The organism is Indolivaga alginatilytica (genome assembly GCF_003201355.1).
In the GTDB taxonomy this organism is placed as follows: Bacteria; Bacteroidota; Bacteroidia; order Bacteroidales; family Dysgonomonadaceae; genus Dysgonomonas_A; species Dysgonomonas_A alginatilytica.
Genome location: NZ_QICL01000015.1, coordinates 1 through 14,225, shown reverse-complemented (window position 1 = coordinate 14,225; position 14,225 = coordinate 1). Strand labels below are relative to the sequence as shown.

At 35.2% G+C, this 14,225-nt stretch carries 8 protein-coding genes; 4 read left to right on the top strand and 4 right to left on the bottom strand.

Annotation, left to right across the window (positions count from 1 at the left end; all coding sequences use genetic code 11):
• Positions 1-5 precede the first annotated feature (5 nt).
• The 4 genes from CLV62_RS12050 to CLV62_RS12035 form a co-directional block, all read right to left on the bottom strand.
• Positions 6-1,772, bottom strand: coding sequence for a glycosyltransferase family protein (locus CLV62_RS12050; RefSeq protein ID WP_110311040.1), 1,767 nt, complete (start codon positions 1,770-1,772; stop codon positions 6-8).
• Complete coding sequence (locus CLV62_RS12045; RefSeq protein WP_110311039.1) at positions 1,769-2,266, bottom strand: DUF7000 family protein; 498 nt, start codon at positions 2,264-2,266, stop codon at positions 1,769-1,771. Before CLV62_RS12045 ends, CLV62_RS12050 begins: the two co-directional genes overlap by 4 nt.
• 94 nt (positions 2,267-2,360) lie before the next feature.
• Positions 2,361-3,203 (bottom strand): DUF3316 domain-containing protein, encoded by an 843-nt coding sequence (locus CLV62_RS12040; protein WP_110311038.1) that lies wholly within the window; start codon positions 3,201-3,203, stop codon positions 2,361-2,363.
• Positions 3,204-3,220: 17 nt separating this feature from the next.
• Positions 3,221-5,908, bottom strand: a complete 2,688-nt coding sequence (locus CLV62_RS12035) for a DNA gyrase/topoisomerase IV subunit A (RefSeq protein WP_110311037.1) — start codon at positions 5,906-5,908, stop codon at positions 3,221-3,223.
• 233 nt (positions 5,909-6,141) lie between these two features.
• Here CLV62_RS12035 and CLV62_RS12030 point away from each other — a divergent pair, with 233 nt between their 5' ends.
• The 4 genes from CLV62_RS12030 (at position 6,142) to scpA (ending at position 13,771) form a co-directional block, all read left to right on the top strand.
• Positions 6,142-8,514 carry a PDZ domain-containing protein gene (locus tag CLV62_RS12030; RefSeq protein ID WP_110311036.1) on the top strand — a complete coding sequence of 791 codons (2,373 nt, stop codon included), beginning with the start codon at positions 6,142-6,144 and terminating at the stop codon, positions 8,512-8,514.
• A 34-nt stretch (positions 8,515-8,548) separates the two neighbouring features.
• A complete protein-coding gene (locus CLV62_RS12025) occupies positions 8,549-9,469 on the top strand; it encodes a glycosyltransferase family 2 protein (protein WP_110311035.1) in 921 nt (306 codons plus the stop codon).
• Between the two features lie 237 nt (positions 9,470-9,706).
• The gene (mutA, locus tag CLV62_RS12020; RefSeq protein ID WP_110311034.1) at positions 9,707-11,602 is read left to right on the top strand and encodes a methylmalonyl-CoA mutase small subunit; all 1,896 of its coding nucleotides are present in this window, start codon (positions 9,707-9,709) and stop codon (positions 11,600-11,602) included.
• Positions 11,603-11,620: 18 nt separating this feature from the next.
• Positions 11,621-13,771, top strand: a complete 2,151-nt coding sequence (gene scpA, locus CLV62_RS12015) for a methylmalonyl-CoA mutase (RefSeq protein WP_110311033.1) — start codon at positions 11,621-11,623, stop codon at positions 13,769-13,771.
• Positions 13,772-14,225 lie beyond the last annotated feature (454 nt).

Genomic DNA, 14,225 nt, shown 5'->3' with positions numbered 1-14,225 from the left:
TATCTTTAATTTATTGTGTTTTTATCTTTTCGTTTGCTGGTTCCGATTATATATAAATATATAAGTAAGCTTAATAGAGAAACTATTGATAGAATAAGAGCAATGCGTTGTAGAGAAGTTCCGTTATACCACACCTCTATTTTTCCTGATGCTGGTATTGCTACTTCAAGTAGCCCTTCTTCACCTTGTTTAATCTCTAGCTCTTTTCCATCTAAAGTTGCTTTATAACCTTTATAATAGAGTAGGGGAAGTGTTACCTTTTCGGGTTCATTTAGTTTAATGTCGAAACTCAATTTGGATTTTACTCTATTGATATTCGTAATTGTACTATTGATAGTATCTTTAACATTAATTGTCTGTCCTCTATCTAAGATAAATTCTATTCTATATCTTATATCTTCGGTTTCTATTGAGGGTATTGAACTAGGTAGATATTCTGCACCTACGATTTCTAAATCATCCAGATTATAATCTTCAGTATTACTTATATTGTATATGTTATAACCTTGATAAACTCCTCCTGAAGTCTTTAGAGATAAGGTTACGCCACCAATAATTAAGCATATAAATAATAAAGTTCGATTTGTTTGCCGACCAATGATAGTCATATAAATTGCTCCTGAGCAAGCTAACAAGAAACTTGCAGGTTGTAAAAGCCTGAATGGAAATTGTAGAATAGCCAATTTGTTGAAAGGGAATGTATACCAAGGAAATTGATCTGAAACTGCAAAAATAAGAATGAATCCACAGATCATGGATATATCGGCAAACTTAAGGAAAGGATGCTTTCCTTTGATCCCGATGCGAAATAGAAGAGGTATAATTAATAATATTCCAATACTCTCGATTCTTAATTTCTGGTCAGTTAGTCCGCTAAACATACCCCATAAAATACGGCGTACAGCAAAAGACTGTGGACCTATTTCTGTGGCTAGCGGATGTGTTTGGAAGTAAAACGAATTGTCAGCTAACTGCTCAAACATAGAGAGCAGAAAGAATAAAGAAAGTAGAAGAGAAACAAATCCCGCTATACCTAAGTAAATTAATCTGGCAGGTGTTTTTATGATTCTTTTATAGCAGATCAATAAAGTGATACATACCACCAAGAATATAAGAAAAGCTGATAACAGGTGGGTATATATAAGGCATGTGAAGCCGATAGCTATAATGTACCATTTTCTTTTAAAGTCTCCGTATAGAATTTCATACAATCCCCAGAAGATAATAGGTAGAAAAGTAAATGAGATAAATTCGCCTAATGCCCCTCTGTATGAAAAGTCGATAATTCGATATAATGCAAAGGTGTATAGAAGAGAAAAGAGAAAAGCCATTGCATTATCCTTTGTTACCTTTCGCATACACCAGTAGGACAAGATTCCACAAAGAATTGTATGGGTAAATATAATAAGCTTATAAGATGATGCCAACCCTATGAGAGGAATAAAAAAGGCAAAGGGTATAAGCATAAAATCGGGATAAAACAGATTTGCTGCATACCCGTATTCGTTTAAAGTGTGTGCATTGATGTAAAATGGGAATGTTCCAAATTCAATAGACTGAATAATCGCATAAAATCTATTCGCATGAAACATCAGATCGGTACCTCCTGCCGTAACTGTTTCGTCAGGGAAATACCAAGCCATCATTGCTATTGATAATAGAACTAGAACAACAATAAATAACCCGAACTGATATCGTTGATTATTCCCGATGAAGCTAGATACTTTGTTATAGGAATCTGAAATATTATCTTTTAATTTGAGAAAGTTCATTTGAATGTGCTGGAATGTTTTATATAGTCTATTATCTCATGAACAAGAATAATTGCTTCTTGTTCAATTTTTGAAGTCAAGATATCGAGCTCGTTAAAGTCGGGGTTTTCAACTAATATTACTTCGAGAACTGAATATTTGGGCATGGCTATTTGACCTTTATTCCATTGGCTTGTTTTTAATAAATTCCAATAGTTTCTTTGAATTTCTATATTTTGTCCCATTAACCAAAGTTCGAATCTAACTTTTTTATGATTTAGTACAATTCCAAACCTTAACTTTTGCTCTCTTAGAAAGTTATTAAAGAAAGGAAAATAGGTAAAATCCATATAACCGGGAGAAATATTCCCAAAGAGAAATTTATCAGATAATTCTTTTGAGAAATGAGACTTCAAAACCATTACATATTTTACCAATCCTTCGTAAGCTTTTTGAATATCTTCTTTTTGTAATTGTTCCTTGTAAACAGCAACATAATCACTAAAATTCTTCATCTCTAATAATTTTTAGTATTATCTGGTAATTTCAGTATTCAGACTTAAGAGAATTGTTAAAGCTGTTTTTTTATCATTGACAAAATAAGAATGCTCAATAAAAGCTACTGTCTATAATCTTATTTGCTTTAATCTTATTCCCACTTAGATTTACCGATTCGGAAACTAAACCTATAACAATACTATTAGAATAGTTATGGGTCTGCAAATTATGAATCTCTGTTTGGTAGAATGAACCTAAATAGCCCACACGCAATGTGACTTTAGAAACAGGTATATCTGCCGTAAAGTATGTTCTTAAGGCTCGTTGATTGTGTAATGATGCAAAATTAACTACATCAACACTGTTACCTAAAGAAATTTCGTAATACGATTGTCCGTAATGAGGCGAGAATAAAATACCCATCACCGGAGCGTCTAGTTGTCCTCGGAAAGTAATGTTTTTCCAACTATAAAAAGCGATAGCGGACAGTTGTATATTACTATATGCTCTGGCAGAAGCCGGATTATTGGAATTTCGTTGGTTATAAAGAACACCTCCGCTGGCATTCCATAAACCACCCGCCGAAAATCTGAATTTATCGGTCTTAATGAGACTATAGTGCCCCCCAAGACTATAGCCCAATAATACTGAGAATTGATCAGCATTTCCTATCGGGTTTTTAGTCGTAGTAACCTCAAGGTCTATGAGCTGTTGTTTCGTGAATTTATTGTTGAACCATGATGTCTTTTTCATCCGTTCATTCATTAAACGAAAAGATGTACCTGTATATTTGAGGGGTGACAGATAGGTGTCGTACAAATTGCTACTTCCTATTCCGATAAGGGTAGCATTGTTTGTCGACTTTATCTTTTCGTTGGTTTGGGCATACAATGAGTTAGTACTGAATAAGCAATACGCCATACAAAGGCTTAATAGAATTCGATATATACTCATGTTGATGAATTTTATTTTTATTCAAAATCAATCTTCTTCTGTCCCGCTAGCTCATCTAATGTATCTTCGTCATCAATATCTACGGCAAAAGAAGTATCCTCTTCTTCAACCTCTTTTTTCTCAGGGAATCGTGTTGGTTCAAGTTCTCTTACTTTACTTATCTCATAAGTAGAAACACGTTTACCTTTAGCTTTAAAACTCTTTTCGGAAATGAACTCTTCGGCATCAATAATTAATGTACCTCTGTAGCTGTCATTACCTCCAAATACAACCTCTATCCGAGGGTAAGTAATATCAGTAAGCAAATATAGTTTGGAAGCGTTGTTATCTCCTAAGAAATTCTGAACTTTAGTTGAACCTTCGAAAGAGAATCGTTTCAAATATATGTATTCTTGGTCGGCATCAAATAAAACAGCCGTCCAAACCTTACTTTCATCAAATTTCTCGATCTTAAGAATGCCACTTTCATAGTGATTACTTAGATCGAAATTGGTAGTATAAAAATCACCATTCTCTTTCACTACAAGAATTTGTTCTTCGCTTTGGAATTCTCCCAGATAATTTCCTCTCTCATCATAATTGAGGCGTAAAACATCCGGATCGAACCATACTTTTCGTCCACCTAAAGTCGATTTACCTTTTTGTTTCAAGGTAATCTTATGTACTTCGGCTTTTGTTAAAAGGTTACCCATCGACTGACGACCTTTGATAGCTATCTGACTAAAGTCTTTTTCAAATAATTGTACCTTTTGTCTGGCTTTAGGTTTTAATAGAATACGTACAGTCTCTGCTTCACCATTCGGATTGGCACTGAAATAAACAATACGTGACCCTTCGTCCCCCATGGTAACATCATATTCTTTGTCTCTGGTAACTCCTGTTACGGCAAAACGTTTTATATAATGCGGTCCTACTTTTCCTTGTTTGTATATCGCATTGTATATGGTACGCTTATCATTCTTCTTGAAAACGTCCAAATACAATAGGTTTTTACCGACAAACATTTTATCACTTACTTTTACGATTTTATACTTACCGTCTTTAAAGAAAAGAATAACATCGTCAATGTCAGAACAGTTACAGATAAACTCATCTTTTTTGAGCGCTGTACCTATAAAGCCTTCTTCACGGTTTATATATAGCTTTTCGTTTGCTTCTACCACTTTTGAAGCCTCAATAGTATCGAAGTTACGAATCTCCGTCATACGAGGGTGGCTCTTGCCATATTTTTCTTTGAGCATTATAAACCAATCAATAGTGTAATTCACAATGTCAGCCAGGTTACGCTCAATTTCTTCTATTTCCGATTTGTATCTGGCGATTAATTCATCAGCTTTGTCTGAGTTGAATTTTAGGATACGTCCCATTTTGATTTCCATCAATTTGAGAATGTCTTCCCGTGTAATTTCTCTAATAAAAAGTTTCGTGAAAGGAATCAACCGTTTGCTGATATGCTCTATTGCAGCATCTATATTGGCTGAATCCTCAAAACCTTTGTCTTTATATATACGTTCTTCTATGAATATTTTTTCAAGAGATGAGAAATGTAGTGTTTCTTCGAGTTCACCTTTGTGAATTTCAAGCTCCCAACGTAACAGATTAAGCGTGTTGTCCGTATTATCACGGAGAATGCTGCTTACTGTCAGGAAGTGAGGCTTATTATCTGAAATAACACAACAGTTAGGTGAAATACTGATCTCGCAATCAGTAAAGGCATATAATGCGTCAATCGTTTTATCTGATGATACGCCTGCTGCCAAATGAATATGTATTTCTACATTAAGAGCTGTAATGTCATCAACTTTACGGATCTTTATTTTTCCTTTATCATTGGCTTTCAATATCGATTCTACAACGGAACTCGTAGTTCTGCCATATGGAATATCTGTAATAATTAGTGTTTTATTATCAAGCTTTGAGATTTTTGCTCTAACCTTTACTGCTCCTCCTCTTTCGCCATCATTATAGCGACTTACATCAATATAGCCTCCTGTTTGAAAATCAGGATATAGAATGAATTCTTTACCTCTCAGATAAGCAATAGAAGCATCACATAATTCATTGAAATTGTGAGGTAATATTTTGGATGCTAAACCAACAGCAATACCTTCAACTCCTTGAGCTAATAATAACGGGAATTTTACGGGTAGAGTAATAGGTTCTTTGTTTCGCCCATCGTATGAGGGTTTCCACTCGGTCGTTTTGTTGTTAAATGCTATTTCTAACGCAAATTTAGATAAACGTGCCTCGATATAACGAGGAGCAGCAGCTCCGTCACCTGTTAAAATATTACCCCAGTTACCCTGACAATCAACCATTAGGTCTTTTTGTCCGAGTTGAACCAAAGCATCACCAATTGATGCATCCCCGTGAGGGTGAAATTGCATCGTATGGCCTATTACATTGGCTACTTTATTGTAACGCCCGTCATCCATCCTTTTCATAGAATGCAATATACGGCGTTGTACCGGTTTTAGTCCATCCGCTATATGGGGAACAGCACGTTCCAATATTACATAAGAGGCATAATCTAAAAACCAGTTTTGATACATTCCTGACAGGTGTAGCTGATTTTCACCATCTTTTGTCGGGATTTTGTACTCAGAACGGGATGATGTTTCATTCTCATCATCCGATTGATTAGAAGTTACACTTTCATCTAGGTCGTTAGTCTCGTCTTCAATAATATTATCTTCAGGAAGCATATAAGTAGTTTAATAAACAGATCTGATAAATCAAAAATTACTCAAAGATAATTTTTTTTACTTTGATAACAAAGCGGTTTGCCTTCGTATAATTCACAATTATAGCAGTATTTAAAGAATAATTACCGATCAGATTCTTAATTCCTATTACTTGCGATAATTTTATATATATCAATCCATTTTTAGAGTAAAATGTTTATTTTTGAATATTATACCTTTAAGTGTCATATACTATGAAAAAAATACTTTTGGTTTTAGTTACAACTCTTACTATTTTATTTTCTGCATGTCAGGGATCCAAAGTGGTTTTATACGTATCAATTTCGGGTGATGACAATAATCCCGGAACAAAAGAGCAGCCTTTTGCAACATTGGAAAAAGCTACAAAAGAGGCTTCCTTCTTTGCAGGAAAAAAAGCAATTACTATCTATTTGAGAGGGGGAATACATTATATTAGAAAGCCTATACTTTTAACGGCTTCTACTTCGGGAACAAAAGATTGTCCTATAGTTTTTAGTTCTTATTCCAACGAACATGCGGTTATTAGTACTGCGAAGCCTTTGACTGATTTAGACTGGAAAGAATATAAGGATGGCATTTGGCAGGCCGAGATTGATGAGTCGTTGGTTTTTGATCAATTATATCTTAATGGAGAGAAGCAATGCATGGCCAGATATCCTAACTATAATAAAGAGGTACGTCATTTTAACGGCTTTTCTAAAGATGCCATTTCACAAGAAAGGGTAAAGAGGTGGGCTAATCCCTCGGGAGGGTTTGTGCATGCCATGCATAAGCACGAGTGGGGAGGATACCAATACTTAATAACGGGAAAAGATAAATCAGATAGTTTGATTTTGGAAGGAGGTTTTCAGAATAATCGACAAATGGGTATGCATGATAGTTATCGGATGGTTGAAAATATATTTGAGGAATTGGATTCAGTGAATGAATGGTATTATAATAAGGAAAATAAGACATTATATTTTTATCCCCCTAAAGATTTGGATTTGAAGACGGCTTTAATTGAAGTACCACAACTTGAGAGTATTTTTATGTTGCAAGGTACAGAAGAATCTCCTGTAAAGTATATCGAAATAAAGAATCTGGAATTGAGGCAAACTTTGCGTACCTTTATGGAAACTAAAGAACCTCTTCTAAGAAGTGATTGGACTATTTATCGTAGTGGAGCTATAAAATTAGAAGGTACGGAAAATTGTCTGGTTGAAAACTGTTTTATAAACTCGATAGGTGGTAATGCAATCTTTTTTTCAAATTATAATAGAAATGATAGGGTTGAGAATAATCATATAACTAATATTGGAGCAGGTGGTGTTTGTTTTGTAGGCTCTCCTACTGCGGTTCGTTCTCCTCATTTTGAGTATAACGAGTTTATGTCATGGGATAAAATAGATACTATCAAAGGTCCAGCCAATAATAATTATCCAAGTTTGTGTGTTGTCGATAATAACTTAATATACAATATAGGTACAGTTGAGAAGCAAGTTGCAGGTGTGCAGGTTTCGATGTCCAAAAATATAACAATAAGTCATAATAGTATTTATGATATGCCTCGTTCCGGAATAAATATCAGTGAAGGTACATGGGGAGGGCATATTATAGAATGGAATGATGTTTTCAATACGGTGCTGGAAACAGGCGATCACGGATCTTTCAATTCATGGGGACGCGATAGGTTCTGGTATGCAGATAGAGTCATGATGGATTCTTTAAATGCAAAATATCCTCAGGCAGTGCTCTGGGATGCTGTTGAGACCACAACTATAAGAAATAATCGTTGGCGGTGTGATCATGGTTGGGATATAGATTTAGACGATGGGTCGTCAAATTATCATATTTATAATAATTTATGCCTCAATGGGGGGATTAAGTTAAGAGAAGGCTTTCATCGTAAAGTTGAAAATAATATAATGGTAAATAACACATTTCATCCCCATGTGTGGTTTGAAAACTCTAAGGATACTTTTAAATATAATATTGTTACAAAGGCTTATTTACCGATTCGCGTAAAAGATTGGGGTAATGAGATTGATTATAATTTCTTTCCTGACTTAGCATCATTGAAAGCGGCTCAGGAAAACGGAACAGATAATCATTCAAAGGCAGGTAATCCCATGTTTATTAATCCTGCGATAGGAGATTATAGAGTTAAAGATGATTCTCCGGCTTTGGGAGTTGGTTTTAAGAACTTCGATATGAGTAAATTCGGAGTGCAGAATAATGAATTGAAGAAAATAGCTAAAATACCGGACTTTCCCGATTTCAAAATCTCAAATGATTTAGCGAATGCAGATGAAACATACGATTGGTTGGATGCTAAGTTTAAAAACTTAACTACAGAAGGAGAACGATCTGCTACAGGAATGGACGGTATTAAAGGTGTCCTTATTGTTAAGTTAGACGAGAACTCTGTTTTAGAGCGATTCGGGCTAAAAGAGAATGATGTTATTCTTAAGTATAATAGAGCAGATGTTGATAACTGGACAGATATGGAGCGTGAAATTGTAAAATCTTATAAGGGAGAGAATATAAGAATTACAGTTTTTAGAGAGCAAAAGGAAAAGATAATTAATATAACTTTGCCTTAAGTTTGCCCATTCATAAAATATAGATAAATAAATAATGATAGAGGATTTAGTCAGTATAATTATTGTAAATTACAATACGGAAAAATTTCTTGAAAATTGTATTGTATCAATAAATAAATATACTAGGGATGTTAATTATGAAATAATTGTAGTTGACAATAACTCAGAGAAAGGTTCTGTTTCTTCTCTTATCGAAAAATACCCTGCTGTCAGATTCCACTTCTCAGAAGAAAATCATGGATTCGGCAGAGCCAATAATATAGGTGCTTCTATTGCTAAAGGCGAGTACTTGTTTTTCCTGAATCCTGATACACTTTTAATCAATAATGCAGTATTTTTATTATATGAGTACCTCAAGGGAAATCCACAAGTAGGTATTTGCGGAGGGAATATGTACAGAGGAGATATGACTCCTGCCTCTTCCTTTTATGATATTGATTTTTTGACGTACGAATACAAAATAATATTTAACATTAAAAGATATCCGGGTTTTAATTATACAACCGGGCCCAACGAAGTCAAGGTAATTGTTGGTGCGGATTTGTTTATCCGAAAATCTGTTTTTTTTGAATTTGGCGGCTTTGATAAAGACTTTTTTATGTATTTCGAGGAGGTAGAGCTATGTTATAGATTGCGGAAAGCTAACTATAAAATAGTTTCAGTGCCGGCAGCCGAAATTATCCATTTACAAGGAGGTTCTGCAGAGAATAAAAATGAAGAACTGGGTAAATGGTCTTATCGTGAACATTGGTATAGTAAATTTCTTTTTTTCTCGAAAACGAAAGGTAAATTACAAACTAAAATCTTGTACTGCGTATACATTCTTAAATTAAGAATGGCAATGCTTTATTTCTCAATAAGGAGAAATAAAGGAAAATTAGAATATTGGAATTTGAAAAAGAATATAATAAATGATGCTTTTGGCAGATATCTAAAATATCTTTCAAATAAGTGATGGTTTCTTAACGAAATAATATTTGATATCTTTCAAAACGATTGTTTAAGTCAAATTATCCCCCTAAAAACTTTATAAACCAAACAAAATATTTTACTTTTGTGAGTCTTTTTCGATATATAAGTAAGTCACTTTCAGATAGCATAAGTATTTATCTATGTATTAATAGATTTTGTATATCGAAAACCGTTCATTGTCAATAGAATAAAACTATATACTAAAACATTATTTATAACCATGGCAAATTTAAAAGAAAAGCTTTTTACAGATTTTCCAGCCATATCTACAGAAGAGTGGATGGCAAAAATCACTGCTGATCTGAAAGGCGCTGATTTCGAAAAAAAACTTGTTTGGAAAACAGACGAGGGCTTTAAAGTAAATCCTTTTTACAGAAATGAAAACATCGAAGGGCTTAAAACAGCAGATGCTTTACCCGGAGAGTTCCCTTATGTAAGAGGTACAAAAAAAGATAACGACTGGTATGTTCGTCAAGACATTACTGTTGTTGATTTTAAAGCAGCTAATGCAAAAGCATTGGAGGTTTTAAATAAAGGAATTACTTCTCTTGGATTTATTATCAAGGGTGATGATGTGAATGAAGAAAACATCAAAACTCTATTGAAAGATATTTGTCCGGAAGCTGTTGAATTGAACTTCTCAACTTGTCACAGAAAATCTTTAGAATTAGTAAAGATTTTGGTTGACAATCTAAAATCGAAAGATGTAGATTTATTGAAATGTTTCGGTTCAGTAAATTACGACCCATTCAAAACTATTTTGAAAAAGGGTGTTGATAATGCTGAATGGGTAAAACAAGCTGCTGAAATAGTAACTGTTGCTGCTGCATTACCTCGTTTCAGAGTTTTGAATGTAAATGCTAACAAACTTAATAATGCAGGAGCATATATTTACCAAGAATTGGGATATGCTCTAGCAAACGGAAATGAAATCTTAAGCAAGTTAGTTGAGGCTGGATTAGACACTGCATTAGTTGCAAAGAAAATCAAATTTAACTTTGGTATTGGTGCTAATTATTTCATGGAGATAGCAAAGTTCAGAGCTGCACGTTGGTTGTGGGCTGAAATTGTAGATGCATACAAACCTGCATGTAATCACGAATGTCCTAACAAAGCAGAAGATGGTATTTGTCGTTGTGCATCTAAAATTTACACACACGCAGAAACTTCTACATACAATATGACTGTTTTTGATGCTCACGTAAACTTGCTTCGTTCTCAAACAGAAGCAATGTCGGCATCTCTTGCAGGAGTAAATTCGCTAACTGTACTACCTTTTGATGAATCGTTTAAAGATTCTGATAATTTCTCAGAAAGAATTGCTCGTAATCAACAGTTATTATTAAAAGAAGAATGCCACTTCGATAAAATCAGTGATCCTTCTGCAGGTTCATATTATATCGAAAACCTTACAGCTTCTATCGCTGATCAGGCATGGAAATTGTTCCTAGAAATAGATGAGAACGGTTTCTATGAAGCTCTTAAAGCTGGAACTGTGCAAGCTGCAATAAAAGCTTCTTCTGATAACCGTTTCAAATCATTAGCTACACGCCGTGAAATTCTTTTAGGAACTAATCAATATCCTAATTTTACAGAAACAGCAGGTACGAAAATTACAAAAGATGGTTCTGGCTGTGGTTGCTCAACAGATAGTGCTAAGGCTCAATTCCAACCTCTTCCAAGCACTCGTTTAGCTACAGACTTTGAAAAACTTCGTCTTGCTACTGAGAAATCAGGAAGAACTCCGGTTGTATTTATGCTTACAATAGGTAGTCTTGCAATGCGTTTGGCTCGTTCTCAGTTCTCCGGTAACTTCTTTGGTTGCGCAGGTTATAAAATCATTGATAATCTAGGATTCCAAACAGTAGAAGAGGGTGTAAAAGCTGCACGTGAGAAAAAAGCCGATATAATTGTGCTTTGTTCCAGTGATGATGAATATGCAACTCTGGCTCCTGAGGCTTATAACTTAGTAAAAGGTAAAGAACAATTTGTGGTTGCGGGAGCTCCTGCATGTACAGATGACCTGAAAGCTATAGGCATTGAAAACTTCGTTAACGTTAAGAGCAATGTTCTTGAAACATTGAAGAAATTTAACGCTGTATTAGGAATCAATTAATGCTAAAGAAGGAAAATAATGAAACCAAATTTTAAGAATATAGATATTAAGAATGCAGGTTTTGCAGCAACCAATGCTGCGGAATGGGCTGCAACTAATAGGAATGCTGAAGCTGATTGGATTACACCGGAGCTTATTCCTGTAAAACCGGTTTATACGAAAGAAGACCTGGAAGGAATGGAACACTTGAACTATGCTTCAGGGTTACCTCCATTCGTTCGCGGACCATATTCGGGTATGTACGCAATGCGTCCATGGACTATCCGTCAATATGCAGGTTTCTCCACAGCGAGTGAATCAAATGCATTCTATCGCCGTAACTTAGCTTCAGGACAAAAAGGTCTATCTGTTGCTTTTGACTTGGCTACTCACCGTGGGTATGATGCAGATCATAGCCGTGTAGTAGGTGATGTTGGTAAAGCAGGGGTTTCGATCTGTTCAGTTGAAGATATGAAAGTTTTGTTTGATGGTATTCCATTGAATCAGATGTCAGTATCTATGACTATGAATGGTGCTGTTCTTCCTATTCTGGCATTTTATATCAATGCAGGATTGGAACAAGGTGCTAAGTTAGAAGAAATGGCAGGTACTATTCAAAATGATATTTTGAAAGAATTCATGGTGCGTAATACATATATTTATCCACCTGCATTCTCAATGAAGATCATCGCTGATATTTTTGAATATACATCTCAAAAGATGCCTAAGTTTAACTCTATATCTATTTCGGGATATCACATGCAAGAAGCAGGTGCTACCGCGGATATCGAATTAGCTTATACATTGGCTGATGGTATGGAATATCTTCGTGCTGGTATCAATGCTGGTATAGATGTAGATGCTTTTGCACCTCGTCTGTCGTTCTTCTGGGCAATCGGTATGAATCACTTCATGGAAATTGCTAAGATGCGTGCAGGTCGTTTATTGTGGGCTAAGATTGTTAAGAGTTTTGGTGCTAAAAACCCAAAATCTTTGGCACTTCGTACACACTCTCAAACTTCGGGTTGGTCACTAACAGAACAAGATCCATTTAATAATATTGGTCGTACTTGTATCGAAGCAATGGCTGCGGCACTAGGTCATACACAATCTCTTCACACCAATGCATTGGATGAGGCTATTGCGTTGCCAACTGACTTCTCTGCCCGTATTGCTCGTAATACTCAGATATATATACAAGAAGAAACTCAAATATGTAAAGAAATCGATCCATGGGGAGGTTCTTACTATGTTGAGACCTTAACTAACGAATTGGTTCATAAAGCATGGGATCTTATTCAGGAAGTTGAGAAATTAGGAGGTATGGCTAAAGCTATTGAAACAGGTCTTCCGAAGATGCGTATCGAAGAAGCTTCTGCACGTACTCAAGCTAAGATCGACTCTAAACAACAAACAATTATTGGTGTTAACCAATATCGTTTGGAGAAAGAAGATCCTATTGATATTCTTGATGTTGATAATACAGAAGTACGTCGTCAGCAAATTGAGCGTTTGAATGATTTGAAATCAAAACGTGATAATGCTGCTGTCGCAAAAGCTCTTGCTGCAATTACCGAATGTGTCAAAACTCAAAAAGGTAACTTGTTAGAGCTAGCTGTTGAAGCTGCTCGTCTTCGTGCAACATTGGGTGAAATTTCGGATGCTTGTGAAGAAGTAGTAGGACGTTATAAAGCTATAATTAGAACTATATCAGGCGTGTATTCATCAGAAACTAAAAAAGATCCAACGTTCCAAGAAGCTTGTGAACTAGTAGAAAAATTTGCAAAGAAAGAAGGTCGTCAGCCTCGTATCATGATTGCAAAGATGGGACAAGACGGACACGACCGTGGTGCAAAAGTGGTTGCAACAGGTTATGCTGACTGTGGTTTTGACGTGGATATGGGACCTCTGTTCCAAACACCGGAAGAAGCTGCCCGTCAAGCTGTAGAAAACGATGTAAATGTTCTTGGAGTATCTTCTCTAGCTGCAGGTCATAAAACGCTTATACCTCAGGTTATGGAAGAGCTTAAGAAATTAGGTCGTGAAGATATCATTGTTATTGCAGGTGGAGTTATTCCAGCGCAAGACTATGACTTCCTTTATAAAGCTGGTGTAGCTGCGATTTTCGGACCTGGAACATCTGTTGCTAAGGCTGCAGTTCAAATGATGGAAATTTTATTAGCAGATTAAGCTATAAGATAATTTAAGAAAAGGAGCTGATCTTTATAGGATAACCCTTTTACAGAGTAATAGACTGTATATCAGACGTAAGAATTTGTGGTTTTAGCCATATCCTATATGTACTCCTACATAATGGCTTGGTTAATACTATATTTATACAGAAGCAAAGATATACAGTTTATTTTTTATAATTACCTTGAAATGACTTCTTTTTGAATGATGACCAACAATAGACTTTTTTATCGGATTTGGGCTAAACATGAGATACTACATACCATAATAAAACTAGCTTCAATGCTCGTAAAATAAGAAAAAAAAGGAAGACAAATATCTGATTAATTATAGAAGAAATGCCCGTATGTTTATTGTTCATATGGGCATTTATATTATTCAGCTACCTGAATAATACCTTGTAAATTGGATACATTATTCATTTTCTTCCATTGGGGCAGCCCTGAACTTA

Coding starts and splice junctions, on each gene's coding strand:
- CLV62_RS12050 (WP_110311040.1), bottom strand. CDS start 1,772: ATGAACTTTCTCAAATTAAAAGATAATATTTCAGATTCCTATAACAAA.
- CLV62_RS12045 (WP_110311039.1), bottom strand. CDS start 2,266: ATGAAGAATTTTAGTGATTATGTTGCTGTTTACAAGGAACAATTACAA.
- CLV62_RS12040 (WP_110311038.1), bottom strand. CDS start 3,203: ATGAGTATATATCGAATTCTATTAAGCCTTTGTATGGCGTATTGCTTA.
- CLV62_RS12035 (WP_110311037.1), bottom strand. CDS start 5,908: ATGCTTCCTGAAGATAATATTATTGAAGACGAGACTAACGACCTAGAT.
- CLV62_RS12030 (WP_110311036.1), top strand. CDS start 6,142: ATGAAAAAAATACTTTTGGTTTTAGTTACAACTCTTACTATTTTATTT.
- CLV62_RS12025 (WP_110311035.1), top strand. CDS start 8,549: ATGATAGAGGATTTAGTCAGTATAATTATTGTAAATTACAATACGGAA.
- mutA (WP_110311034.1), top strand. CDS start 9,707: ATGGCAAATTTAAAAGAAAAGCTTTTTACAGATTTTCCAGCCATATCT.
- scpA (WP_110311033.1), top strand. CDS start 11,621: ATGAAACCAAATTTTAAGAATATAGATATTAAGAATGCAGGTTTTGCA.